Source organism: Streptomyces sp. NPDC090108 (genome assembly GCF_044747185.1).
GTDB lineage: Bacteria > Actinomycetota > Actinomycetes > Streptomycetales > Streptomycetaceae > Streptomyces.
Window position 1 is genome coordinate 975551 of record NZ_JBIVDQ010000002.1, and the last position, 23344, is coordinate 998894.

The following is a 23344-nucleotide window of genomic DNA, read 5'->3' on the forward strand; positions in this document are numbered from 1 at the left end:
GGAGCCCGCCGGATTTGCAAAGGCGAGCAAAAGTCCGGAACCGGTGAAAGGCCGTCACTCCGGGGGCGGCCACCTCGTGGATCATGACGGACAAATCCTATTTGTCAGCAGACAGTCGCCCACTCCGCCGCGGGTCCGGAACAAGGATCGAGGTGACGCATGTCACGGAACCGGCGCCCTCCGGGGATCCGGGGGCGGTCCCGGCGGCGCACCGGCGAGGTGGTGGAGGTGGTCGTGTTCCGCGCGCGCCAGGCGCAGGGCCCGATCGGCACCTCCCGCGACGGGCGCGGCCCGCGTGCCTGCGGAGGGCGGATTCCCGTGGACGGGGTCCGGGTCCTCGGGTGGAGGCGGGCCGGGTCTCCCGGTGAACAAGGGGGGCGGGCTTCTCCGGAGCGCGGGCCCCGGCGGGCCGCTGTGCCTATGGTGAGGTGTGATCGACACCGAGGCCACGCCCGCCCGGCCCCGCCGCCGGCCGGGCTACGGAGCCGCGGCGGGCGTCTTCGCCGTGGGGATGATGGGCACCACCTTGCCGACGCCGCTGTACGGGCTGTACCGGGAGCGGATCGGGTTCTCCGAGCTGATCGTGACGGTGGTGTTCGCCGTCTACGCGGTGGGCGTCATCGTCGCGCTGCTGGTCGCCGGCGGCGCGTCCGACGTCCTGGGGCGGCGGCCGGTGCTGCTGTGCGCGCTGGCCCTGGCCGCGCTGAGCGCGGTGTGCTTCCTGGCCGAGGGGGGACTGCCGCTGCTGTTCACCGGCCGCGTGCTGTCCGGATTCTCGGCGGGGCTGCTCAGCGGCACGGGCACCGCCGCCGTGCTCGACCTGGCACCGCCCGAAGCGCGGGGGCGGGCCGCTCTCGCGGCCACCGCGGCCAACATGGGCGGCCTCGGTCTCGGCCCGCTGGTCTCCGGACTGCTCGCCGAGTACGCGCCCTGGCCGCTGACCCTGCCCTTCCTGGTCCACCTGGCACTGCTCGCCGTCGCCGCCGCCGTCACCCTTCTCCTGCCCGAGACCGTGCGCCACCCGGGGCGGCGGCCCCCGCTGCGCCCCCAGGGCATGACGGTCCCGCCGGAGGTGCGCGGGGTGTTCACCCCCTGCGCGCTGGCCGCCTTCGCGGGCTTCGCCCTGCTGGGCCTCTTCACGGCGGTGGCCCCGGCCTTCCTCGCCGAGACGCTGGGGGAGCACAACCTGGCGGTCACGGGAGCCGTCGTCTTCTGCGTCTTCTGCTCCTCGACCGTCGGTCAGCTGCTCATGGGGCGCCTCGGCGCGGGTCCCGCACTGCCCTGGGGCTGCGTCGTGCTCGTCGCCGGGCTGCTCCTGGTGGGCGCCTCGCTCCTCACCGCGTCCTTCCCGGTGCTGCTGGCCGGGGCGGTGACGGGCGGGGTCGGGCAGGGCATGGCCTTCCGCGCGGCGCTGACCGCGGTGAGTTCCGCGGCACCGCCCGAGCGCAGGGGTGCCACCATCTCCGCCTTCTTCGTCATCGCCTACCTGGGCATCTCCCTGCCCGTCGTCGGCGTGGGCGCCCTCGCCGTGGCGCTCGGCGTGCGCGACGCCGGCATGGTCTTCACGGTGTGCGCGGTCCTCCTCGTCACCGCCGTGGGCATCCGGGTGCGGCTGAGCCCGCCGCGCGTGGCGTGACGGCTCCGGGAGCGGGTGCGGAACCGGACCGCCGGGGCCGTCAGATCTCCACGTGGACGTAGCTCTCGACGTAGCGGTCGCCGCCGGCGCCGTGGTAGGTGCAGGTGCGGGCGTCCAGGTCGACGTCGTACCGGACCACGCCTGCCTGCCAGCAGCCCCGAACGAACTCGGGGAAGGCGGTCTCGCCCGCCTGGTCCGCGCGCAGCGCGGCGATCAGGGCCTCGCGGTCGAAGGGGGCCACCTCGGTCATGCCGCCGGTCAGCGGCTCGCCCTGTGCGAGGACGGCCCCGGCGTCCGTGAGGTAGAGCATCGTGCCGGCCGGCACGGTCATCACGCAGTGTGTGACCCCGGCGCGGCGGAGCGCCTCGGCGAGGTACGGGAACCCGCCCACCTTCGGGCGGACGGCGGCGGCACGCGCCAGGGCGTCCTGGACACGGGTGAGGGCGGTGGTCATGGGTTTCTCCGTACGGGTGAGGTGATGTCCGCCGCGGCGGGATCGCCGGCTGCGGTCCGACATGTCAATACACTGCCATTACGACAACATGTTGTCAAAGTGTGGCGCGGCCGCTCTCCTGTCCCTTGTGGCACTCTGTTGTCGTACCGGCAGCGTGTTGTCATGCGGGAGGCGTGAGATGCGGGACGAGGCAGCCCTACTGGTCGCCGACGTGTTCGAGGCGGCGGGCGCGCTGCGGCGGCTGGGAGAGCGGACCGCCGGCGCGGAAGGGCTCACCCAGGCCCGCTGGCAGGTGCTCTCCGTGGCGTCCGACAACCCGCTCACCGTGGCCCAGGCGGCACGCAGGCTCGGCGTCAGCCGTCAGAACGTCCAGCGGGTCGCCAACGACCTCGTGGCCCAGGACCTCGCCGCCCTGGAACCCAACCCCGACCACCGGGGCTCGCCCCTGCTGACGCTCACCCCGGCCGGCCGGGAATCCCTGGCGCGCGTCACCGTCCGGGCCGCCGAACAGCACCGGACCCTCTTCGGGGACGTCCCCGAGGACGAGATCCGGGCCACGCGGGCGTCGCTGCGCCGCCTGCTGGACGCGCTCGACCGCCAGGAGGGGCCCACGGGCACCCCCTGAGGGGCTGTCTCACCGCGCCGACGGGTCCCAGGGCTCACCGCCGTTCAGCCGCACCGTCGTACACACCCGTACGACGGAAGGGGTGCGGGGCGTCGAGCCGAAGCCGAACCGCACGGGCGGGGCCACGGGCGCGAGCCGGCCGAGGTCCCGGCCCCGGTACACGGCCCGCGCGGAGGTGATCCGGTGCAGGTCGTGGGCGCCGTACCACTCGTACCGTCCGCCGCCGGCGCTTCCGCGGGTGCGGACGCCCATGAGCAGGCGGGCGGCCGGATCCGTGACGGCGGACCAGGCCGGCCGCGCGGCGAGCTCCCGCGGGATCATCCGCAGCACCGCGCCCAGCGCCCCGCGCCCGCCGACGGTGAAGGACAGGTCGAGGAGCCGGCCGGCCCGTACTGTCCAGCGGTTCCCGGCGACATGGACCTCCACGGGGACGACCCGCACCTCCTCGAAGGTGTAGGTGCCCGCGATGAATCCCGCGGTCTGCCGGGTGGGGGCCAGCAGCGTGCGGTGGCCGTCAGGCTCCTCCACCATCACGTCGCTGAACGAGCCGAACGGGGTCCGCGCCCAGTGCCCCAGCACCACGCGCGTCCCGGACGCGGTTCCCACACCGGCGATCCGGCCGTCGAAACGCAGACGGGCCGCGGACCCGGCGCCCGGCCCGGTGCCCCCGTCCCCCCTGGAGCGCAGCGAGAACAGCACGCTCATGCGGGTGCCCCTCCTTCCCTGCCCGTGTCCGCCCGTGAGGGACTCCGCCGCCCGTGTTCGCTCACGCGGGGCTTCCCTCCCCGTGATGGTCCCCTTTCCCGCGCCGCCGCGCGCGGTCACGCGCCGGCCGCGCGGGGCCGAAAGGGCGCGAGGCGCCCACCCGTACCCCCCGGATCCCGTCACAGAAGTGCACCAGGGGCTCGTGGACCGGCGGCGGCAGGCCCACCGCCAGGGTGAGCGTCTCCGAGAAGCCGTCGAGACCGGCCGCACGCAGGGGGAACGGCGGGTGTTCGACGGGTGTCTCCCACAGCACGCCGAGCGACCGGGTGCAGGCGCGCCAGCGCGTGGTCAGCCAGACGTCCCGCGCAGTGGGCACGAGCGGCTCACCGGGGCGGACGACCAGCCGGTACGACGGTCCCGTGCGCCCCCGTGAGCCCGTGTACGTCACCGTGCCGGCGCCCCGCGCCACGCACAGCCGTGCGGCATGGGCCGGGGCGCCCACCGCGCGGGCGGCGAGCATCGCCGCACTCCCCACCTCCAGGGACAGGAACCACAGGCCCTCGCGGCCGTCCCGCCGCCGTACATAGGTGCGCAGATTGGTCTCGGGGAAGTCCGGCGGTCCGGGCAGGGCCGCGGGCAGAGCCGCCGGCCGCAGGCCGGACATCACGAACGCGGTGAGGCTCACCCACGCGGTGCCGTCGAACGTGTCCACCGCCAGGCCGTCCGGCACCAGCCGCCGCACCCGCTCCAGGGGGCAGGGCCAGTGGACGAACGCCTGGGTCAGCCAGCCGGCGTACAGCACGGGGACGCGCACCCGCAGTTCCGGCCCGTACGAGACCACGCGCCCCGAATGCCCCGGAGCCCGGCGGCGAAACCCCGGTGCCCGGCGGCGGGATCCCCGGCCGGGCGGGGGAGCCTCGGTGTCGGGTGGCGGGATCCCCGGCCGGGCGGAGGAGCCTCGGTGTCCGGTGGCGAGATCCTCGGCCGGGCGGGGGAGCCTCGGTGTCCGGTGGCGGGATCCTCGGCCGGGCGGAGGAGCCCCGAGGCCCGGGGGCGAGATCCCGCGGGCCGACGAGGTCCCCGCCTCGGCGCGGGGTGTCAGTGGCGCGCGGGCGCCGCCCGCTCCAGCAGCTCGCGCGCGATGCCGAGGGCCTCGGCGCGGTCGTCCGGGACGATGCCGATGCGGGTGCGCCGGTCCAGGAGGTCGGAGGGGTCGAGGGCGCCCTCGTGCAGGACCGCCCAGAGGAGTTCGGCGCGGGTGACGGGGTGCCCGGGGAGGACGGGCTCGGCCAGCGCGGGCTCGCGCACGGCGAGTTCGTGCACGGAAGGCGCCTCGGTGCCGTACCGGCGGACCAGGCGGTCGGGAGCGGGCAGGGAACGCAGCCGGCCCGGCGCGGCGGCGCCGACGAGGGGCAGCGTGGCGGTGAGGGAGGGGCCCGCGGGCAGTCGGTGGGCGGCGACCGCGGCGTCGACGGCGTCCTGCGCCATCCTGCGGTACGTGGTCAGCTTCCCGCCGACCACGGTCACCGCGCCCTCCGCCGAGGTGAGGACCGCGTGCCGGCGGGAGATGTCGGAGGTCCGGGCGGCGGAGCCGTCGTCGCCCGAGGTGTCGAGAAGCGGGCGGAGCCCGGCGAAGGCGCCGTCGACCTCGTCCCGGTGCACCGGCGTGGCGAGGACCGAGCCGAGCACGTCCAGTAGGAAGCCGATGTCCGTCTCCGGCACCTCCGGCTCGTCCGGGATCTCGCCCTCGACCGGTTCGTCGGTGAGCCCGACGTAGGTCCGGCCGTCGCCCTGGGGCAGCACCAGCACGAAGCGGTTGGTCTCCCCGGGCACGGGGACGTGCAGGCCCGCCGGGAGCGCGCCGAGCCGCTCGGAGCGCAGGACCAGGTGGGTGCCCCGGGAGGGGCGGACACGGATGCCGTCGACGAGGCCGCCGGCCCACACACCGGTGGCGTTGATCACCGCACGGGCCCTGATCTCGCCCTCCTCGCCGGTGAGTTCGTCGCGTATCCGGGCCCCGGAGGCGGTCAGCTCCAGCACCCGGACCCGGGTGAGCACGCGGGCGCCGCGCGCGGCCGCGGTACGGGCGAGGGCGGTGACCAGCCGGGCGTCGTCGGTGACCTTGCCGTCCCAGGACAGCAGGCCGCCCCGCAGCCCGGCGGCGCGCACCGACGGCGCGAGATGCCGGGCCTCGGTGCCGGAGAGGCGGCGCGGCGCGGGCAGCACCTGGCGCGGGGTGCGGGCGGCCATCCGCAGCATGTCGCCGGCCCGGAACCCGGCCCAGGCCAGGGAGGCCTGCGCCCGGGTCACGAGCGGGGTCAGCGGCAGGACGAAGGGCTGGGCCGCCACCAGGTGCGGTGCCGTACGGGTCATCAGCACGCCCCGCTCGACCGCGCTCTCGTGTGCCACGTCGAACTGGCCGGAGGCGAGGTAGCGCAGGCCGCCGTGGATGAGCTTGGAGCTCCAGCGGGAGGTGCCGAAGGCCAGGTCGTGCGCGTCGACCGCGACGACGTCGAGTCCGCGCGCGGCCGCGTCGAGCGCGGCCCCCGCCCCGGTCGCGCCGAGTCCGACGACCAGGACGTCCGCGACCCGTCCGTCCGTCGCCGCGGTCAGGTCGCGGGTGCGCCGGGCGGCGTCCAGGGACGATCCCGCTGCGGCGCCGGAGGGTTCGGCGTGGTTGCCGGTGGAGCTCATGGGGTGAGGGTCCTCTCCAGAAGGGTGCGCAGCTCGCCGAGGAAGGCACCGGTGTCGAGTTCGGGGTCGTCCTCGTCGGTCATCGTGCGGAGCGACAGGGCGAAGGACTGCACGGTCAGCAGCACGCTCCGGGCCTGCCGCCCGGTGTGCGTGACGCGGACCGAGCCGTCCGCGTGGCCCTCGCGCAGCGCGTCGCCGAGGAGCCCGAGCAGCGCCTCCTGGCTCGCTCCGCGCCGGTCCAGGACGTAGGGCAGGAGCAGTTCGGGGTCGACGTCGACGATCTTGCGGAACAGGGGATGGGCCCGGAACGCGGCGACGCCGGTGACCAGTCCGTCCACGATGCGCGTCCGCGCGTCCGGCCCGCCGGTGGCGGGGGTGCCGTCGGCGCCGCCTGTGGCCTTCGGGTCGCCCGTGCCTTCCCGGTCGCCGGTTTCTTGCGGGCCGCCGGTGCCGGGGGGCATCGCCCTGGCGGCCACGGCCAGCCACTCGCGGGTCATCAGATCGCCCACCAGGGCCTGCAGATCGGGCCAGCGCCGGTACAGCGTCATCCGGGAGACGCCGGCGCGGCGGGCCACGTCGGCGAGGGTGGTCCGGCGCACGCCGACGGCCAGGACGCAGTCGCGCACCGCGTCGAGCACGGTGTCGGCGTCCGAACGGTTGTGACGAATAGACGTCATGTGTAACAGTGTAACGCCCCGGGAGCGGGGCGGGCCATGTTGCCCCGTCAACCGGCCCTGCGAAGAAGCGTCTTGGGCGCGCGCCGAGCGAACCGACCTTGTGAGGACGACCGTTCAATGGACATGCTGTGGAACGGCTGGGGCGACCCGGCCAAGGCGGCCCCGCTGCCCGGTGAAGTGACCGGCCTGCTGCGCGACATGCTCGGCGTCAAGCCCCCGCGCGTCTCCGGAGCGGCGGAGCTGGAGGACGTCTCCGTCCCCGGCACCACGGCGGAACCGGCGGCGCTGCGCGCGCTCGCCGAGGCGGCCGGCGGCGAGGAACACGTCCGGACCGACGCGGAGAGCCGGATCCGGCACACCCGCGGCAAGTCCACCCCCGACCTGCTGCGCATGCGCGCGGGCGACGTCACGGACATCCCCCAGGCCGTCGTCCTGCCCGGCAGCCACGACGAGGTGCTCGCCGTGCTGCGGGCCTGCGCCGCGCACCGGCTCGCCGTCGTCCCCTTCGGCGGCGGGACCAGCGTCGTCGGCGGACTCGCCCCGCGCCGGCGGGACTTCGTCGCCCTTGACCTGCGCCGCATGAACGCCCTGCTCGAACTGGACCCGGTCTCCCGGACCGCCGTGCTCCAGCCGGGACTTCGCGCCCCCGAGGCCGAAGCCCTGCTCGCCGCCGAGGGGTTCACCCTCGGACACTTCCCGCAGTCCTTCGAGTGGGCCACCATCGGCGGCTTCGCGGCCGCCCGCTCCAGCGGCCAGGCCTCCGCCGGGTACGGCCGCTTCGACGACATGGTGCTCGGCCTCACCCTCGCCACGCCCCGCGGCACCGTCGAGACCGGCCGCGCCCCCCGCTCGGCCGCCGGCCCCGACCTGCGCCAGCTCATCCTCGGCTCCGAGGGCGCCTTCGGCGTCATCACCTCCGTCACCGTACGGATCCGCCCCCTGCCGGAGCGGTGCCATTACGAGGGCTGGCGTTTCCCCTCCTTCGAGGAGGGCACCGCCGCGCTGCGCCGGCTCGCCCAGGACGGGCCCCGCCCCACGGTCCTGCGGCTGTCCGACGAGACCGAGACCTTCATCGGCCTCGCCCAGCCCGACGAGATCGGCGCCGGCCCGTCCGGCGGCGACGCCGGGTGCCTGGCGATCACCGGCTACGAGGGCACCGCCGAGGACGTCGCCCACCGCCGTGAGCGCGCCGCCGCCGTACTGGAGGCCTGCGGCGGCACCCCCGCCGGGACCGGACCCGGCGAGCGCTGGGCCCACGGCCGCTACTCCGCGCCCTACCTGCGCGACGCCCTGCTCGACACCGGCGCGTTCGCCGAGACCCTGGAGACGGCCGCCTTCTGGTCCCGGCTCCCCGGGCTGTACGCCGCCGTGCGCGGCGCGCTCACCGACACCCTCACCCGCGCGGGCACCCCGCCGCTGGTCATGTGCCACATCTCGCACGTGTACGAGAACGGCGCCTCCCTGTACTTCACCGTCGTCAGCGCGCAGGGCGACGACCCCGTCGCCCACTGGGAACCGGCCAAGCACGCGGCCAACGAGGCCGTCCTGGCCGCCGGCGGCACCATCTCCCACCACCACGGCGTGGGCACCGACCACCGGGACTGGTACGTCCGCGAAGCGGGACCGCTCGCCGTCGACGCCCTGCGCGCCGTGAAGCACGGCCTCGACCCCGAGGGGCTGCTCAACCCCGGCATCCTGCTGCCCGTGGACTGAGCCGGACCCCGCCCGGGCCGCGTACCCGGCCCGGGGCCGCGACCCCGTCCGACGGGTTGCCCGCGGCCCGCCCCGCCCCCCTCCTCACGAATCCACCGGCCCGTCCCACCGCACCCGCCCCGGAGGCACATCGATGCGACAGTTCACCGCCATCGTCAACCCGACCGCGGGCGGTTCCACCGGGGCGGCGACCCTGCTCCAGGTGGCCCGGCTGCTGCGCGAGGCCGGCGCCACCCTGGAGACCGAGTACAGCGACAGCCTCGCCCACGCGCGGGAGATCGCCCGGGACGCCGGGGCGGCGGGCCGGGTGGTGCTGGCGGTCGGCGGCGACGGCATGGCGGGCGGCATCGGCGGCGCGCTGAGCGGCACCGACGCGGTCCTCGGCCTCATACCCGCGGGCCGCGGCAACGACTTCGCCCGCGCCCTGGGCCTCCCGGCCGACCCCGAGGCCCTGGCCCGCATCCTGCTGGACGGCGAACCCCGGCACGTCGACACCATCGAGGTGGAATCCGCCGTCCACCCGCGCACGGTGGTCCTCGGCAGCGTCTACGCCGGCGTCGACGCGCTCGCCAACCGCCACGCCAACGAGTCCCGGCTCCTGCGCGGCGCCGCCTCCTACTACGCGGGCGGCCTGCGCGCGGTCACCACCTGGCGGCCCGCGGACTACCGCGTCACCGTCGACGGCGTGACCCACACCCACCGCGGCTACACCGTCGTCGCCGCCAACTCCCCCTACTACGGCTCCGGACGCATCATCGCCCCGTCCGCCGAGGTGGACGACGGGCTGCTCGACATCGTCCTGATCCGCGAGGCCCCGCGCCGCCTCTTCTTCGCCCTCATGAACGAACTCAAGACCGGCGCCCACGTCCGCCGCCCCGAGGTACAGGTCCTCCAGGGCCGCGAACTGCGCATCGAGTCCTCCCGCCCCGTGCCCTACGGCGCCGACGGCGAGGTCGAGGCCACCCTGCCGGTCACCGTCCGGGTACGCCCCGGCGACCTGGCGGTCCTCTGCTGACGGGCCGCCCCGGTCCGCCGGGGGAGGGTGCCAAGCTACGGCCCGGCCACGGTTCCTTGATTGCGCGGCGCCCGGGGAGGGGTATTCCGGTCGACATGAGCGAACGGATGGCACAGGGGCGCACCACGGCCGGAGCAGTCCCGATCCGGCTGCCGGGCTACCGGGTCCGGGCGGCGACCACCGCCGACGGCGAAGCGATCCACCGCCTGGTCGGCGCCTGCGAGCGCGAGCTGTACGGTCGTGCCGTGACCGGCGCGGACGCGGTCACCGCCGACCTCACCCTGCCCGGCGTGGACCCCCGGCTCGACACGGTGCTCGTCCAGGGCCCCGGCGAGGAGCCCGCGGGCTGGGGCTGGGTGAAGCGCGGACGGCGCTTCAGAGCCGACGTCCACCCCGCTCACCGCGGACGCGGCATCGGCACCGCGCTGCTCGCGTGGGCGGAGGCGCGGGCCCGCGAGGCGGGCAGCGACCGGCTGGCCCAGACCGTCCCGGACGGCGACCGGGCGGCGATCGCGCTCGTACGGGCCAACGGCTATCTCCCGTTCGTCACCGAATGGCTCCTGGAGATCGGGCTGGCCGCCGAGCCGCCGGTGATCGCGCCCCCGTCCGGGATCACCGTGCGGTCCTTCCGCCCGGGTGACGAACAGGAGGCCTACCGGCTCACCGAGGACGCGTTCGCCGAGTGGCAGCCGCGCCGGCTGCCCTACGAGGAGTGGGCCGGGCACTGCGTGGCCCGCGAGACGTTCGCCCCCGGGGCCTCTCCGCTCGCCTTCGCGGGCGGCGAGATGGTCGGCGCGGTGCTGTCCCTGGACGATCCGGGCCGGGACGAGGGGTACGTCGAGCGGATCGCCGTACGGCGCGACCACCGGGGCCGGGGCATCGCCGGCCTGCTGCTGACGGAGGCGTTCCGCGCCTGCCGCCGCGAAGGGAAGCGGACCTGCACCCTGTGGACGCACTCGGAGACCGGGGCGCTGCCGCTGTACCAGCGGATGGGGATGTCCGTCCGCCGCAGCTCCACGGTCTACGGCAGGGCCCTGACCGGCCCGCCGGAGTGAGGACACGCTGTCCGGAGGCGGGGGTGGGGCAGGGCTGGGGCTGGGGGAGCCGCGGGGCGGACGTTCCGGTCGATGCGCTGGAGGGAGGCGCCGGGTGTACCGGTCGCGGAGGGAGGCCGGGGGCCGGAGCCGATGCGGGGGAGACACGGCGGGGATCGACGGCGAGGTGCGGGTGCTCCGGGTGGACGGGGGGAGACGTGTCCCCGCCGGTCCCGCCGGATGTCAGGGGGTGCCGTTGCGGACCGTGCTGTTCCGGACCGTGCCGTTGCGGACCTCAGGCCGGTGCCGCGCCGTTCAGAAGGCGACCAGTTCGGCCCAGCGGGTGACCCCGCCCAGGCGGACGCGGAGGCCGTGGCGGGTCGCCAGGGCGTGCACGATCTCCTCGCCGCGCCCGTGCTCGTCGGGGTCGATGCCGGGCGGCGAGATGCCGTCCGGAAGGGCGGGACCGGCGTCGCCGACCTCCACGCGCAGTGTCTCGAAGCCGTCCTCGCGGCGCCACGACAGACGCAGCTCCGCCGGAGGCAGGGCATGGACGATCGCGTTGGTGACGAGTTCCGACACCACCAGGAGAGCGTCCTCCACGATGTCCGGAGCGACGCCCCAGTCGGCGAGGACCGCGCGCGCCCGTCGGCGGGCGACCGACACGGACCCGGCGACGGGGGGCATCGGACACACGTCCTCGTGCGCCTCCCCGGCCAGCGTGCTGAGCTGTACCACCATCTTGTCTCCATCGGGGTGAACGACGCCGGTGGGGCGCCGGGCCCGGACTTCCGCCAGGCTCTGCTGCACGGTAGGAACACCTGACGGCGCCGGTCAATGAACGGCGGTCGGCATTACCGAACGGCAGCGGCCACTCCCGTGCCCAGGTGCGCGGACACACACCAAGCGAACCGCTCGCGGCGGTAATAGGCTCAGCTCATGGCCGGCCCAGTCCAGTCGATCGAACGGGCGGCGGCGATCCTGCGCCTGCTGGCGGGAGGCCCGCGCCGACTCGGGCTCGGGGAGGTGGCGGCCTCGCTCGGGCTCGCCAAGGGCACGGCCCACGGCATCCTGCGCACCCTCCAGCACGTCGACTTCGTCGAGCAGGACGCGGCGACCGGGAAATACCAGCTCGGGGCCGCCCTGCTGCACCTCGGCACCAGCTACCTCGACGTCAACGAGCTGCGCTCGCGCTCCCTGAACTGGGCCGACGCCCTGGCGGCCCGCAGCGGGGAGGCGGTACGGCTGGGCACGCCCCTGGAAGGGAAGGTGCTGGTCATCCACCATGTGTTCCGGCCCGACGACACCCTGCAGACCCTCGACACGGGGTCGCTGCTCCCCCTGCACGCCTCCTCCCTCGGCAAGGTCCTGCTGGCCTACGGGACCGCCACCCTGGAGGAGGACCCGGACACCGGACCGGAGGCCTACACCCGGCACACCCTCGTCACCGCGGAGCAGCTCGGCCAGGCGCTCGCCGAGGTCCGGGAACAGGGGTGGGCCGCCGAGATCCAGGAGATGATCATGGGTGAGGCCGGGGTGGCCGCGCCCATCCGGGGGCATGGCGGCCTCGTCGTCGGGGCCCTCGGGGTGTCCGGTCCGGTAGAGAGGATCTGCGACGGTCAGGGGCGGCCGTGGCCCGCCCTGATCACCCTGCTCCGGGAAGGAGCCCGGGCGATCTCCAGAGACCTGGGCGCCACGCGCTGGTAGGCCCGGCGGCTCCCCTGGCGCACGTCCCTCCGCAAGCCACCGGAAGGCGAACCCGATCATGGTTGAACGGTATGTGATGTCCATCGACCAGGGCACCAACTCCACTCGATGCATCCTGTTCGACCATCAGGGACGGCTGGTGTCGGTCGCCCAGAAGGAGCACCACCAGTACTTCCCGAAGCCCGGCTGGGTCGAGCACGACGCCGTCGAGATCTGGCAGAACCTGCGGCGCGTGGTCCCCGAGGCGCTCTCCGCCGCCGGTGTCGAGGCCGACCAGATCGCCGCCGTGGGACTGGCGAACCAGCGGGAGACGATCGTCGTGTGGGACCGGCACACCGGCGCCCCGGTGAGCCGCGCGATCGTCTGGCAGGACACCCGTACCGCCCCGCTCGTCGAGGAGCTCAGGGAGCGGCCCGGGGAGGACTTCTTCCTCGACCGGTGCGGCCTGCCCCCCTCCACCTACTTCTCGGCGCTGCGCCTGCGCTGGCTCTTCGACCACGTCAAGGGCCTGGAACAGCGCGCGAAGGACGGCGACGTGCTGTGCGGCACCATCGAGAGCTGGCTGATCTGGAACCTCACCGGCGGCGCCGACGGCGGCCTGCACCTCACCGATCCCACGAACGCCAGCCGCACCATGCTGATGAACATCCGCACCCTCACCTGGGACGAGGAACTCCTGGAGCTGTTCGGTGTGCCGCGGCCGATGCTGCCCGAGATCAGATCCTCGGTGCAGATCTACGGCGAGGCCCGCACCCTCGTCCCCGGCGTCCGCATCGGCGCCGCGCTCGGCGACCAGCAGGCGGCCCTGTTCGGCCAGACCTGCTTCTCCCCGGGCGAGGCGAAATGCACGTACGGCACGGGCAGCTTCCTGCTGCTCAACACCGGCCACGACCTCGTGCGCTCCCGGCACGGCCTGCTCTCCACCGTCGCCTACCAGATCGGCGACCAGCGGCCCGTGTACGCCCTGGAGGGGTCCATCGCCGTCACCGGCTCCCTGGTCCAGTGGTTCCGCGACCGGCTGGGGCTGATCAGCAGCGCGCCCGAGATCGAGACCCTCGCCCGCACCGTCGAGGACAACGGCGGCTGCTACATCGTGCCCGCCTTCTCCGGCCTGTTCGCCCCCCGCTGGCGCAGCGACGCGCGCGGGGTCATCGTCGGCCTCACCGCGTACATCACCAAGGGGCATCTGGCCCGTGCCGTGCTGGAGGCCACCGGCTGGCAGACCCGTGAGGTCGTCGACGCCATGAACGCCGACTCCGCCGTGGCGCTGCGGGAGCTGAAGGTGGACGGCGGCATGACCTCCGACAACCTCCTCATGCAGTTCGTGGCCGACGTCCTCGACGTGCCCGTGGTACGTCCCCTGGTCGCGGAGACGGTTTCCCTCGGCGCCGCCTACGCCGCGGGCCTCGCCGCCGGTTACTGGCCCGACCTGGAGGTGCTGCGCCGCAACTGGCACCGGGCCGCCCAGTGGCTGCCCGGCATGGACCCCGCCCACCGCGAGGCGGAGTACGAGAACTGGCAGGAGGCCGTCGAACGCTCCCTCGGCTGGGTCAAGCCGCCGAAGCCGGAGCCCGGGCCGGCGTGAGCGGCCGGCCCCCGCCCCCACCCGCGAGGGAGGGAGCGAGGGCCGGCTGTCGCTGTTGCCGTTGCCGGGGCCTGGCCGGAGCCCGGAGCCCGGAGCCCGGAGCCCGCAGTCCGGGCCGTCGCCCGTGGGAGGACTCAGGGCAGGGCGCGGCGGAGCAGACTCAGGGCAGGGTGCGGCAGAGCAGGGCCGCGGGACCCGGGCGGCTGCCCAGCCGGGTGGTGAAGGCGATCCCCGCGGCGTACTCGTGCACTCCGCACTGGCCCTTGTAGTCGCCGTAGGCGAAGTCGCCGCCGGACGCGTCGGCGGGACGGTTGTCGGACCGGTCGAACCACACCGTGCGCCCGCCGCCCCCGAGCGAGCCGCGGCCCGGTGCGCACAGGGCCGCCGAGACCCGCTCGCCGCGCACGCTGTAGCCGATGAGGAAGGCACCCGAGGGGCACTGGTACTTGGTGTAGCCGGACGCCCAGTCGCCGCCCGAGGGGACGTACCGCTCGTCCGTGACCACCGTCTGCGCCCCGTCGGCCGCGCGCAGGTCACCCGCGTCCGCGTCGGTGCACAGGCCGCGGCCGGAGGTGTGGCCGAGGCCGGCGAGTCTCGTCCCGTCCGGACAGGCGGCCTTGCGGGCCCCCGCGTCCCAGTCGCCCGTGGACCGCACCCGCAGGGACTCCACCGCGTCGGCGTGATCGGTGGAGAGCATCCGCCAGACCGGCACGGCCGCGACCGGTCCGGTGCGGTCCGGTGCTGTCATGAGGTGCTGCCAGGCCGTGGCGCGCCAGTCGGCCGAGTCCAGGATGCCGGAGCGGTGCCCGGCGCTGTCGTAACGCAGCAGCGCCCAGTCGTCGTGGCCCTCGAAACCCACCAGCGGCCAGTACGCGAAGTCGGCGTCGTGGTCGGTGAAGTAGTCGGTGATGTTCGTGAACCAGGTGCGGGCCGCCGCGTTCGTGTCCCCGGCACCCGCGCCGAACTCGCTCACCCAGACGGGCGCGGTGTAGTGCTGTCCGGACTGCTCCACGTAGAACGCCTCGTCGTCCAGGGCCGTGTTCAGCTCCGCGCGGGTCATGTCCTGGTAGCGGGGGTCGTGGGTCTCGCCGATGCCCGTGGCGCCGCTGTGGTTCGGGCCGGTGTAGCCGTAGAAGTGGGCCGAGTACACCAGCTTGTGGGCGTCGACGAGGGTGTGCGACAGGGTGCGGACGGGGGTGAGCGTCGGCCGCCCGTGCGGGAAGCCGTCCACCGGCAGCCCGGTCCAGTTGATGCCCTCGATGACGATCAGCAGGCGCGGATCGGCCTCGGTGAGGATGCGGTCCGCGGCCAGCTGGGCCGCCGCGTACCAGTCGTGGGCGTCGCCCAGGCCCCAGTTGGGGTCGTCCAGGATGTCGCGGCGCACCTCGTTGTACAGGTCGGCGCCGACCACGCGCGGCACGGAGGCGTAGCGGCGGGCCATGAACACCCAGTCGTCGGCCCACTGCGCGGTGCTCTGGCTGCTGTTCCAGCGCTCGTTGCCGTCGATCCCGCAGCACCAGCGCGAGGTGTTGGTGTGGTTGTTCAGGATGACGGCGAACCCGCTCGCGCTGAGCGCGGCGACCACCGCGTCGTAGACCTCCAGCGGAGTCCTGCCGCGCAGCTGCGGGTTGGCCGCCACCGCGCCGTCGGGGACGGCCGCGGTCGCGTGGATCATCTCGTTGGAGAACGGCAGCCGCACCGTGTTGATCCCCAACTGGTGGAAGTCCGCGAGGAGCTGGGCGAGCGGGGCGCGGTCCAGGCCGAGCGGGATGCCGTGCGAGTCCTGGCCCGCGTGGTGGTTCGCGGGGTCGGCGACATTGCCGCTGCCGTTGTACGAGCCCTGCGCCCCGTCCCAGTTGGCGGCCTTCAGCCGGAACCGGTTGCCGTCGGCGTCGACCACGTACCGTCCGCGGGTCGACAGCGGCGCGGTCCAGGAGGCGGTGTCGGCGGCCGTGGCGGCCCGGGAAGCGGAGAGAAGAGACGCGGCGGGCAGGGACGGATGGGACGGCTGGGCGGCGAACACCGGCGTGGTGCCGGCCGTGAGGAGCAGTAACGCGGCGCCGGTGACGGTCAGGCGCAGAGAGGGTCGTGCGATCGGCATGGGGAAGCCCTCGGGGGTCGGGGGGTGGCGGGAACGCTGAGCCGGAGCGGCCGAGCCGCCCCGGCTGCGCGCAGTGTCCACCACCCGGCCCGCCGCACGGAAGGGCCTTCACCCCAACTGTGGTGTGAATGACGGGAGTTGGGACTGCGGGCCGGACCTCACGAGGCGCCCGTGCTCACTTCCCGCGCTCGTCGCCCTCCCGCTCGCCCAGCTTCTCGACGTACTCCTGGGCCTTGTCGACGGCGGTGTCGATCGCGCCGCTGTGCTTTCCCCCGGTCCGCTCGTCGACGACGTCGCCGAGCTTCTCCAGGCCGTCGGAGATCTGGTCGCCGTGCTCCTCGGCGATGTCCTCGGCCTTGTCCTTGAGGTTCTTCAGGTTGTCGAACACGGATGCCCCATTTCTCGGAGTCTCTCGAAGAGTGCCGCGTACAGGCGCGGTCGCCGACCCCGGCATCATCGCACCAGGCCTGTGGGGAGAAAGGATGAATTGCCGGATTCAGGAGGCGGCCTCGGTCTCCTCGTCCTCCGGAACGGCCAGTTCGGCCCAGATGGTCTTGCCGCGGTGTTCGCGGCGGGTGCCCCAGCGCTCGGTGAGCTGGGAGGTGATGGACAGCCCCCGGCCGTGCTCGTCGTCGTCCTCGGCCTGCCGCAACTGCGGGGCCGTGCTGCTGTCGTCGGTGACCTCGATGATCAGGGCGTGGTCGCGGACCAGACGCAGCACGATCGGCCCGTCGGAGTAGCGGACCGCGTTGGTGACCAGCTCGCTGACCACCACGGAGGCCCCGAACTCCAGCTCCGACAGGCCCCATCGGCGCAGATGGCGCACGGTGCGGTGCCGGGCCTCGCCGACCGCCGCGGGATCGTTGGACAGCGTCCAGGAGGCGACCCGGTCACCGCTCAGCGCCAGCGTGCGGGCCAGCAGCAGCACCCCGTCGGTCGTCGGGTCCGGCCTCGGTGCCAGGCTCTTCAGGACCGACTCGCAGATCTCCTCCAGCGGACGGTCCCCGGGCCGCAGCGCGTCGCCGAGGCGTTCGAGCTGCTCGGCGGAGCCGGGGCCGGCGGCGCGCAGCAGCACCTGGTTGCACAGCACCAGCACCGTGCCCTCGGGCAGCTCGGTGCGCACCGACCGGTAGCGGCCGCGGCCCCGGCCCAGCGGGGGACCCACCGGTACCTGGGCGAAGCTCACCGGGTCGCCCGGCCGGGCCAGGGCCGGCGGCGGGTGACCGGCGCTCGCCAGGGTGCACCGGCGCGAGACGGGGTCGTAGACGGTGTAGAGGCAGCTGGTGCCCGCACGCCGGGTGTCCTGGCTCTCCGCGGGGCGGCGCGACTCCTCCGCGTCGAGGCGGGTGACCAGTTCGTGGACGCGCTCCAGGATCTCCTCGGGCGGCAGATCGAGCGAGGCCAGGGCGCCGATGGCGGCCCGCATCCCGCCCATCGTGACGGCGGCGCGCAGCCCCCTGGCCGGTGGCTCACCGACCACCAGCGCCACCCGCGCCCCCGACAGCGGGATGATGTCGAACCAGTCCCCGCTGGTGCTGCTCGGCAGATAGCTGTGCGCCGTCTCCACCGCGTCGTGCCCGGACATGTGCGGGGGCCGCAGACTCGACTGGAGGATCCGCGCGACGGACCGCTCACGCGTGTACAGCCGGGCGTTGTCCAGACACAGCGCGGTGTGGCGGGCCAGCTCCCCGGCCAGCCGGAGATCGTCCGGGCCGAAGGGCACAGGGGTGAACGGGCGGTAGAAGCGGACCAGGCCCAGCACGCCGCCCCGCGCGCACAGCGGCACCGCCAGATGCGCGTGCGCGGTGCCCTCCGGCACCAGCTCGTGCCCCGTCGCCCGCGCCTCCTCCGGCGTCCGGCCGCTGATCAGCAGCGCCTGCCGCCTCACGAGGATGTGCCGGTAGCGGTCGGTCAGCGTCGGCTCCAGCACCCCGCCGAGCTCCGGGGCGTCCCCATCACCCCCGGGGCGGACACAGCGGTAACCGGCGCAGCGCAGCAGCAGCCGGTGCCCGAGGGACTCGACCGAGGGCACATCGCCCCGCAGCACCGAGTCCATGACGTCCACGATCGCCATGTCGGCCAGCCCGGGCACGCTGACGTCGGCGAGCTCCTGTGCCGTGGGCACGAGGTCCAGGGTGGACCCGATCCGCACGCCGGCCTCGCGGAGCACGTCGAGCCGGACCCGCGCGCGACAGCGGTCCGTCGTGTCCTCCACGGTGAGGGCGAGCCCCCGTACGCCGTCCCCCGTGACGCCCAGCCGGTACGCCGACACGGTCAGCACCCTGACCGGGGTACCGGCCGGGCCGGCGGCCACGACCTCGATGCCCGTCGCGGCGGTCCCGGTCGCCAGCACCTCGCGCAGCGCGGCCTCGACGGGCCCGTGGTGCAGCGCCGGCGCCCAGTGCCCGAGCGGGCGGCCGAGGGCACCCTCCAGGGGGAACGCCCCGTCGCGCCGTGCGGCGTCGTTGAAGCCCGCCAGACACAGATCGGCGTCGAGGACGTACAGCGGCTGCGGACAGTCGGAGAACAGCGCGCCGAGCACGGCCTCGTCGAAGCCGCGCCCCGGATCCGCGGCCATGTTCCGCGATACGTTCACCCTTCCAGACTGCGCTCCGGAGGCCCGGTGTGCCGTGCGGGAGGCGGGCCGGACCCCTCCCCGCACCCCGGTCCGCGGCGGGGCTCCGACGCTTGTGCGGGCTGCCCGCGCGTGTGCCAAGCTCGAATCATGACTGCTCCCGCGAACACGACCGGAACCAACGACACCACGCTGTACTACGGCGAACTGAGCGCGCCCCACGAGCTCCAGGTGTTCATGGAGATGCGTGACCGGGCCAGCGCCGAGGTGGCCAAGACCCTGCTGGACAACATTCGCCAGGGGGCCGACCAGGGCAAGTACGTCGTGAAGTTCCACTTCGCCGAGACGATCGACGACACGGTCGGCGGCTCCGGTTCGCAGCGGGCCGTCAGCGCGCTCGCCGCGGCGAGCGACGAGGGGCAGAAGGAGTTCATCGAGTACATGGCGGCGCTCTTCGCCGCGCAGCCCTTCCCGCCCGGTGACGACAAGTTCTCCGAGGCCTCGGTGCTGCTCTCGGTGGCGGACAAGGTGGACGGGCTGCGGTCCGACTCGTTCGACCAGAAGATCACCGACAACACGTATCTGACCTGGGCCGGCGAATCCATCGGGAACTTCGGGTCCTTCGGACTGCCGGGCACGCCGGCGATCTGGTACGACAAGGAGAACATCCCGGTCGTGACGATCGAGGGCGACGTCGACATCACCGTGCAGAAGTTCCTCGGCGACATCAAGTGACGACGAGCCGCGCGGCATGAACACGCAGGACCGACTGACGCACATCGACGAGGCGGGCGCGGCCCGGATGGTCGACGTTTCCGGGAAGGACGTGACCGCGCGCACCGCCCGTGCCAGTGGCCGGGTCCTGGTCTCGCCCCGGGTGATCGAGCTGCTGCGCGGCGAGGGCGTGCCGAAGGGCGACGCCCTGGCGACCGCGCGGATCGCGGGCATCATGGGCGCGAAGCGCACCCCGGACCTGATCCCGCTGTGCCATCCGCTGTCGGTGTCCGGTGTGACCGTGGACCTCGCGGTCGCGGACGACGCGGTGGAGATCCTGGCGACCGTGCGGACCGCCGACCGCACCGGTGTCGAGATGGAGGCGCTCACCGCGGTGTCCGTCGCCGCGCTGACCGTGATCGACATGGTGAAGGCGGTCGACAAGGGCGCGGTGATCACGGACGTACGGGTGGAGGAGAAGACCGGCGGCAAGTCCGGCGACTGGCACCGCACCTCTTCCTGACCCCGCGGGGAGGTGCGCGGGCCGCCGTCCTGGGTAGGGAACGAGCGCCCGGCCGTACCGACGGCCGGGCGCTGGACGTGCCATCAGGGAACGACGGCGAAGAACAGGGAAGGGGTGGTGGAGCCATGACGGTGGAGCAGGCCGCCGGGGGAACGGTGCAGGCGGTCGTGGTGTACGACGGCAGACTGCTGCTGGTGTCCGGACCCGGGCACTGGGAACTGCCCGCGGGCACACCGGAACCGGCCGAGTCCCCGCAGGCCACCGCGGAGCGCGTCGTCTACGAACTCACCGGTTACCTCGTCGCCGGCTCGCAGACCATCGAGCCGCGCGAGCCGGGCGAGGACCCGGTCCCGGTGCCGGCCGTGGTGTGCCAGCTGCTCAGCGAGTCGCCGTCCGACGGCGGCAGCCTCACCGCGGAGCGGCAGCGCTGGGCCCCGTTCACCGAGACCGCCGACGCCCGGCTGCCCGGCGCCGTCCGCACCTACCTGGAGGGTCACACCCCGGTCTGACCCGCATGGCTGCCTTCGCCCTGCTCAGTCGCCCGCGGCGGCGTCCGCCGACCGCCCGAGGAACCGCCGGCGGTCGACGACCGCCCGGTCGATCTCCCCGCTGGCCACGAGCGCGCCCGAGCCGTCGACGGCCCGTACCGCGAAGGTGAGCCGCCGTCCGTCCCCGGACGGCGGCTCGGCGGTCACCTCCACCTGCCCGCCCACGTGCGTGGCCCGCAGATGCTCGACGCGTACGGCGGTTCCCACCGTGGTCCGGTCCGGCCCGGTGTACGGCGCGGCGGCCCGCACCGTCGCCGCCTCCAGCCACGCGATCAGCCGCGGGGTCGCGAGCACGGGCACGTCACCGCTGCCCAGGGCCGTCGCGGTGTCGTCGTCGGTCACGTCATGACGCATCGCACCACGCTAACGCCTCCGGGCAGTCCTCAGCGGTACAGGAGCCGGGCCGGCAGTCCTCATGCGCAAGGGACCGGGCCGGCAGGAGTCAGCGGTAGAGGAGCCGTGCCAGCAGGAGGTAGGCCCGCTGCTCGGCCGCGGCGAGGGCGGCGGGGTCGATGCCCGCGGGCCACAGCTCGCCCGCCGCCGCGTCGTCGGCCTCACGCAGTTCGACGGTCGTCACGGCCAGCTGCACCTGCACGATCGCCCGGGGCGAGTGGGCGGGGTCGGCCAGCGCCTCCTCCGCCCAGCCGATCGCCTCCGTGCACGCGGCCAGTGCCCGCTCCACCCGGACCGCGGCACGGTCGTGGACCACCAGCAGCGCGCACAGCAGCCCGACGACGATGCCGAGGACGCTGGCGAGACCCCGGTCGTAGAGCAGTGTCTCGGTGGGCGAGGGGGTGGCGAGATCGCTCAGCAGCAGCGCCAGCGGGGTCAGGAAGACGACGCCCAGGCCGTAGTTGCGGACCACGCCGTACTCCAGCAGGAACTCCAGGAGCACGATCACCACGGCGAGCACCACCGGGAGCGGGTGGGCGGCCAGCACGGCGAGGGCGATGAGCAGGCCGACCGCCGTGCCCAGGGTGCGCTGGACGGCCCGCTGCGTGGTGGTGCGCACGTTGACCGAGTGCAGCACCGCCGCCGCCGAGATCGCCGCCCAGTAGCCGTGCCCGATCCCCAGTCCCACGGCGATCCCGCCGGCGACCAGCGTGCCGAGGAACATCCGCAGAGCCGGCACGAGCAGCACGGTGCGCGGGGCGTGGCTGTCCCGGCTGCCCTTGACCAGTTCCCAGGCCCGCCGCGCCGCGGGATCGACCGGCGCCAGTCGCACGCCCCGCTTCCTCGGCCCCGGGACCGTCGTCGTGACGGGGGACAGCACGGCGAGGTCGGGCAGCATCGGGGCGAACCGCAGACGGCGGTCGGTGAGGAGCGCGGCCTGCTCCCGCAGGTGCCCGGCGAGCACGGTGTCGTCGGTGGAGTACCGGGTGGAGTCGATCAGCACGGTCCAGGACAGGTCGGTCAGGCGCACACAGGTGCTGCCGCGGTCGACGGTGTCCGCGCCCGTCGGGGGAGTCATCCCCAGCGAGTGGTACGCCTGGAGCACGGCCCCGGTCGCCCGGTGCCGGGAGCGCCCGGCCCCGCCGCTGCCGGTGTCGAGGAGGTCGGCGAGCGCGCGCAGCGCCGCGGCCACGACGAGCCGCTGCGGCCGGTCGGGGTGCACGAACCTGCCGGTCATGGCCAGCGCCCAGGCCACCGCCGCCCCGGCCGCGGCCAGCGCGGTCTGCACCGGCACCTCACCGGGCTGCGGCTGCGCGTTGGCCGACACCGCGAAGGAGAAGAGCAGCATCACCGCGCCGAGCCCGCCGAGCCCGGTCGCGTCGCAGACGAGCTTCGCCAGCCCCGCGACCACCGCCGTCGCCGCGACCACCAGCGCGGCGCCCGCGCCGCCCTCCCACGGGTGCGCTGCCGCCGCGAGCGCCGAACCGAGCCCCACGCACGCGGTCATGGCCACCGCGACCACCGCGAGCACCCGGGCCCGGCGCCGGTAGGGCAGATTGCGTCCGAACGTGGTGGTGAAGGAGCCCAGCATCGCGTACACGGCGAGGTCCGGACGGCCGGCCAGGGCGACGGGCAGCGCGCTGAGCGCCATCGCGAAAGCCGCCCGCAGCGCGAAGAGGAACGCCCCGTCCACCCGGTTCAGGGTGAGCACGCCGCTCGGGACGAGCACTCTCGTCAGACCGGCGGCCGACCGCCGTCTGCCGCTGCCGTTCCCGGCAGGGTCCGAAGGGCGAGAGAGGGGCATGTTCGGTGTATATCACCTGCCCGGGGCGGTTTCCCTGCCGAATGACGACGACTTGGGCGAAGGCCCGGACGGCGTCCGCCGCCGTGCTCCCGTGTCCTGCGCCCCCGGACCCCGATGGCTCCGTCACCGTGCCGACCGGGCGGGGGGCCGCTACGGTGAGGCCGTATGAGCAGATGGCTGCCGTTGTCCGCGGTTCCCCGGCTGGCCGTCGCACTGGCGGCGGGCGCGGTGGTCGGTGCCATCGTCGGTGTGACGACCGAGCAGTCCACGCTGGGCCTGCTCTCCGGTATCGGCGCGACGGGGACGCTCTTCGTCGTCACGGGCTGGCTCGTGCTGTGGCCGATGGACGGCGCGGAGACCCACCGCAGTTCGCGGCGCGAGAACTTCCGGCCGCTCACCGAGGAACTGGTCGTGGTGGCCGCCGCCTCGTGCGGGCTGGTCGGTGTGGTGCTGCTGCTTCTGTCGAGCCATTCCGGCACCGGCCACGCCGCCGCGGCGATCGCGCTCGGCGGCGTGTTCATGGCGTGGGCGGCCCTGCACCTGATGTATGCCACCCGCTACGCGCACCTCTACTACGACGTGGCCGGCGGCGGGATCGACTTCAACAACAAGCTGCCGCCGACCTACCGTGACTTCCTCTACTTCAGCTACAACCTCGGCATGACCTACCAGGTCTCCGACACCGACGTGTCCAGTCCGGTGATCCGTTCGATGGTGCTGCGGCAGACCCTGCTGTCCTACGCGTTCGGCACCGTCATCCTGGCCACGACCATCAACCTGGTCGCGGGCATCGTCACCGGCTGACCGTATGCGGGCGGGACGTGGCGCGGAGAGCCGAGGC

Annotated in this window: 22 protein-coding genes and 1 pseudogene; 11 read left to right on the forward strand and 12 right to left on the reverse strand. The window is 74.3% G+C overall.

Features of this window, described 5'->3' with window-relative positions; all coding sequences use genetic code 11:
- Positions 1–177 precede the first annotated feature (177 nt).
- A pseudogene (locus tag ACIPRD_RS09355) lies at positions 178–422 on the reverse strand (hypothetical protein); the annotation flags it as partial.
- A gap of 8 nt (positions 423–430) precedes the next feature.
- Between ACIPRD_RS09355 and ACIPRD_RS09360 the strand changes: the two are divergent.
- Positions 431–1636 (forward strand): MFS transporter, encoded by a 1206-nt coding sequence (locus ACIPRD_RS09360; protein WP_401561532.1) that lies wholly within the window; start codon positions 431–433, stop codon positions 1634–1636.
- A gap of 40 nt (positions 1637–1676) precedes the next feature.
- Here ACIPRD_RS09360 and ACIPRD_RS09365 read toward each other — a convergent pair whose 3' ends face one another.
- Entirely contained in the window at positions 1677–2090 is a 414-nt protein-coding gene (locus ACIPRD_RS09365) for a DUF1398 family protein (protein ID WP_401561535.1), read from the reverse strand.
- 178 nt (positions 2091–2268) lie between these two features.
- Between ACIPRD_RS09365 and ACIPRD_RS09370 the strand changes: the two genes are divergently transcribed.
- Positions 2269–2715 carry a MarR family winged helix-turn-helix transcriptional regulator gene (locus tag ACIPRD_RS09370; RefSeq protein WP_356405129.1) on the forward strand — a complete coding sequence of 149 codons (447 nt, stop codon included), beginning with the start codon at positions 2269–2271 and terminating at the stop codon, positions 2713–2715.
- Between the two features lie 9 nt (positions 2716–2724).
- On the opposite strand, the gene ACIPRD_RS09375 is transcribed toward ACIPRD_RS09370, so the two are convergent.
- The 4 genes from ACIPRD_RS09375 to ACIPRD_RS09390 all read right to left on the reverse strand — a co-directional run bounded on the left by ACIPRD_RS09375 (position 2725) and on the right by ACIPRD_RS09390 (position 6791).
- Positions 2725–3420, reverse strand: a complete 696-nt coding sequence (locus ACIPRD_RS09375) for a hypothetical protein (RefSeq protein WP_401561536.1) — start codon at positions 3418–3420, stop codon at positions 2725–2727.
- A 61-nt stretch (positions 3421–3481) separates the two neighbouring features.
- Positions 3482–4261 carry a DUF2071 domain-containing protein gene (locus ACIPRD_RS09380; protein WP_356405133.1) on the reverse strand — a complete coding sequence of 260 codons (780 nt, stop codon included), beginning with the start codon at positions 4259–4261 and terminating at the stop codon, positions 3482–3484.
- Between the two features lie 257 nt (positions 4262–4518).
- Entirely contained in the window at positions 4519–6114 is a 1596-nt protein-coding gene (locus ACIPRD_RS09385; RefSeq protein ID WP_401561539.1) for a glycerol-3-phosphate dehydrogenase/oxidase, read from the reverse strand.
- Positions 6111–6791 (reverse strand): TetR/AcrR family transcriptional regulator, encoded by a 681-nt coding sequence (locus ACIPRD_RS09390; protein ID WP_401561541.1) that lies wholly within the window; start codon positions 6789–6791, stop codon positions 6111–6113. The genes ACIPRD_RS09385 and ACIPRD_RS09390 overlap by 4 nt, the downstream gene beginning before the upstream one ends.
- A gap of 117 nt (positions 6792–6908) precedes the next feature.
- Here ACIPRD_RS09390 and ACIPRD_RS09395 point away from each other — a divergent pair, with 117 nt between their 5' ends.
- From ACIPRD_RS09395 to ACIPRD_RS09405, 3 genes are all read left to right on the forward strand, one after another.
- On the forward strand, positions 6909–8504 hold the full coding sequence (locus ACIPRD_RS09395; RefSeq protein ID WP_401561544.1) for an FAD-binding oxidoreductase: 1596 nt from the start codon (positions 6909–6911) through the stop codon (positions 8502–8504).
- A 133-nt stretch (positions 8505–8637) separates the two neighbouring features.
- A complete protein-coding gene (locus ACIPRD_RS09400) occupies positions 8638–9519 on the forward strand; it encodes a YegS/Rv2252/BmrU family lipid kinase (protein ID WP_401561547.1) in 882 nt (293 codons plus the stop codon).
- 95 nt (positions 9520–9614) lie between these two features.
- Positions 9615–10574, forward strand: a complete 960-nt coding sequence (locus tag ACIPRD_RS09405; protein WP_356405143.1) for a GNAT family N-acetyltransferase — start codon at positions 9615–9617, stop codon at positions 10572–10574.
- A gap of 294 nt (positions 10575–10868) precedes the next feature.
- Here ACIPRD_RS09405 and ACIPRD_RS09410 read toward each other — a convergent pair whose 3' ends face one another.
- A complete protein-coding gene (locus ACIPRD_RS09410) occupies positions 10869–11294 on the reverse strand; it encodes an ATP-binding protein (RefSeq protein ID WP_356405145.1) in 426 nt (141 codons plus the stop codon).
- Between the two features lie 198 nt (positions 11295–11492).
- Between ACIPRD_RS09410 and ACIPRD_RS09415 the strand changes: the two genes are divergently transcribed.
- Positions 11493–12260, forward strand: a complete 768-nt coding sequence (locus ACIPRD_RS09415) for an IclR family transcriptional regulator (protein WP_356405147.1) — start codon at positions 11493–11495, stop codon at positions 12258–12260.
- Positions 12261–12318: 58 nt separating this feature from the next.
- Positions 12319–13845 carry a glycerol kinase GlpK gene (gene glpK, locus ACIPRD_RS09420; RefSeq protein ID WP_356405149.1) on the forward strand — a complete coding sequence of 509 codons (1527 nt, stop codon included), beginning with the start codon at positions 12319–12321 and terminating at the stop codon, positions 13843–13845.
- 160 nt (positions 13846–14005) lie between these two features.
- Here the strand turns inward: glpK and ACIPRD_RS09425 are convergent, their stop codons facing one another.
- From ACIPRD_RS09425 to ACIPRD_RS09435, 3 genes are all read right to left on the reverse strand, one after another.
- The gene (locus ACIPRD_RS09425) at positions 14006–15946 is read right to left on the reverse strand and encodes a glycoside hydrolase family 5 protein (RefSeq protein ID WP_401561551.1); all 1941 of its coding nucleotides are present in this window, start codon (positions 15944–15946) and stop codon (positions 14006–14008) included.
- 175 nt (positions 15947–16121) lie between these two features.
- The gene (locus ACIPRD_RS09430) at positions 16122–16334 is read right to left on the reverse strand and encodes an antitoxin (protein ID WP_356405153.1); all 213 of its coding nucleotides are present in this window, start codon (positions 16332–16334) and stop codon (positions 16122–16124) included.
- A 108-nt stretch (positions 16335–16442) separates the two neighbouring features.
- Entirely contained in the window at positions 16443–18542 is a 2100-nt protein-coding gene (locus tag ACIPRD_RS09435; protein ID WP_401561554.1) for a SpoIIE family protein phosphatase, read from the reverse strand.
- Between the two features lie 129 nt (positions 18543–18671).
- On the opposite strand from ACIPRD_RS09435, the gene ACIPRD_RS09440 reads away from it, so the two are divergent.
- From ACIPRD_RS09440 to ACIPRD_RS09450, 3 genes are all read left to right on the forward strand, one after another.
- Positions 18672–19256 carry a DsbA family protein gene (locus ACIPRD_RS09440; RefSeq protein ID WP_401561557.1) on the forward strand — a complete coding sequence of 195 codons (585 nt, stop codon included), beginning with the start codon at positions 18672–18674 and terminating at the stop codon, positions 19254–19256.
- 16 nt (positions 19257–19272) lie between these two features.
- Positions 19273–19758: a cyclic pyranopterin monophosphate synthase MoaC gene (gene moaC, locus ACIPRD_RS09445; RefSeq protein ID WP_356405160.1), complete on the forward strand. Its 486-nt coding sequence runs from the start codon at positions 19273–19275 to the stop codon at positions 19756–19758.
- A gap of 125 nt (positions 19759–19883) precedes the next feature.
- A complete protein-coding gene (locus ACIPRD_RS09450) occupies positions 19884–20267 on the forward strand; it encodes an NUDIX hydrolase (RefSeq protein WP_401561560.1) in 384 nt (127 codons plus the stop codon).
- 24 nt (positions 20268–20291) lie between these two features.
- Here the strand turns inward: ACIPRD_RS09450 and ACIPRD_RS09455 are convergent, their stop codons facing one another.
- Positions 20292–20660 carry a thioesterase family protein gene (locus ACIPRD_RS09455; RefSeq protein ID WP_401561563.1) on the reverse strand — a complete coding sequence of 123 codons (369 nt, stop codon included), beginning with the start codon at positions 20658–20660 and terminating at the stop codon, positions 20292–20294.
- 88 nt (positions 20661–20748) lie between these two features.
- Positions 20749–22503, reverse strand: coding sequence for an FUSC family protein (locus tag ACIPRD_RS09460; RefSeq protein WP_401561566.1), 1755 nt, complete (start codon positions 22501–22503; stop codon positions 20749–20751).
- 165 nt (positions 22504–22668) lie between these two features.
- Between ACIPRD_RS09460 and ACIPRD_RS09465 the strand changes: the two genes are divergently transcribed.
- Positions 22669–23307, forward strand: a complete 639-nt coding sequence (locus tag ACIPRD_RS09465; protein WP_356405168.1) for a DUF1345 domain-containing protein — start codon at positions 22669–22671, stop codon at positions 23305–23307.
- The last annotated feature ends 37 nt before the right edge of the window (positions 23308–23344 follow it).

Excerpts from the sequence above, each read along its gene's own strand:
- ACIPRD_RS09365 (WP_401561535.1), bottom strand. The coding sequence starts at position 2,090 with ATGACCACCGCCCTCACCCGTGTCCAGGACGCCCTGGCGCGTGCCGCC.
- ACIPRD_RS09370 (WP_356405129.1), top strand. The coding sequence starts at position 2,269 with ATGCGGGACGAGGCAGCCCTACTGGTCGCCGACGTGTTCGAGGCGGCG.
- ACIPRD_RS09375 (WP_401561536.1), bottom strand. The coding sequence starts at position 3,420 with ATGAGCGTGCTGTTCTCGCTGCGCTCCAGGGGGGACGGGGGCACCGGG.
- ACIPRD_RS09385 (WP_401561539.1), bottom strand. The coding sequence starts at position 6,114 with ATGAGCTCCACCGGCAACCACGCCGAACCCTCCGGCGCCGCAGCGGGA.
- ACIPRD_RS09390 (WP_401561541.1), bottom strand. The coding sequence starts at position 6,791 with ATGACGTCTATTCGTCACAACCGTTCGGACGCCGACACCGTGCTCGAC.
- ACIPRD_RS09395 (WP_401561544.1), top strand. The coding sequence starts at position 6,909 with ATGGACATGCTGTGGAACGGCTGGGGCGACCCGGCCAAGGCGGCCCCG.
- ACIPRD_RS09400 (WP_401561547.1), top strand. The coding sequence starts at position 8,638 with ATGCGACAGTTCACCGCCATCGTCAACCCGACCGCGGGCGGTTCCACC.
- ACIPRD_RS09405 (WP_356405143.1), top strand. The coding sequence starts at position 9,615 with ATGAGCGAACGGATGGCACAGGGGCGCACCACGGCCGGAGCAGTCCCG.
- ACIPRD_RS09410 (WP_356405145.1), bottom strand. The coding sequence starts at position 11,294 with ATGGTGGTACAGCTCAGCACGCTGGCCGGGGAGGCGCACGAGGACGTG.
- ACIPRD_RS09415 (WP_356405147.1), top strand. The coding sequence starts at position 11,493 with ATGGCCGGCCCAGTCCAGTCGATCGAACGGGCGGCGGCGATCCTGCGC.
- glpK (WP_356405149.1), top strand. The coding sequence starts at position 12,319 with ATGGTTGAACGGTATGTGATGTCCATCGACCAGGGCACCAACTCCACT.
- ACIPRD_RS09425 (WP_401561551.1), bottom strand. The coding sequence starts at position 15,946 with ATGCCGATCGCACGACCCTCTCTGCGCCTGACCGTCACCGGCGCCGCG.
- ACIPRD_RS09440 (WP_401561557.1), top strand. The coding sequence starts at position 18,672 with ATGACTGCTCCCGCGAACACGACCGGAACCAACGACACCACGCTGTAC.
- moaC (WP_356405160.1), top strand. The coding sequence starts at position 19,273 with ATGAACACGCAGGACCGACTGACGCACATCGACGAGGCGGGCGCGGCC.
- ACIPRD_RS09450 (WP_401561560.1), top strand. The coding sequence starts at position 19,884 with ATGACGGTGGAGCAGGCCGCCGGGGGAACGGTGCAGGCGGTCGTGGTG.
- ACIPRD_RS09455 (WP_401561563.1), bottom strand. The coding sequence starts at position 20,660 with ATGCGTCATGACGTGACCGACGACGACACCGCGACGGCCCTGGGCAGC.
- ACIPRD_RS09460 (WP_401561566.1), bottom strand. The coding sequence starts at position 22,503 with ATGCCCCTCTCTCGCCCTTCGGACCCTGCCGGGAACGGCAGCGGCAGA.
- ACIPRD_RS09465 (WP_356405168.1), top strand. The coding sequence starts at position 22,669 with ATGAGCAGATGGCTGCCGTTGTCCGCGGTTCCCCGGCTGGCCGTCGCA.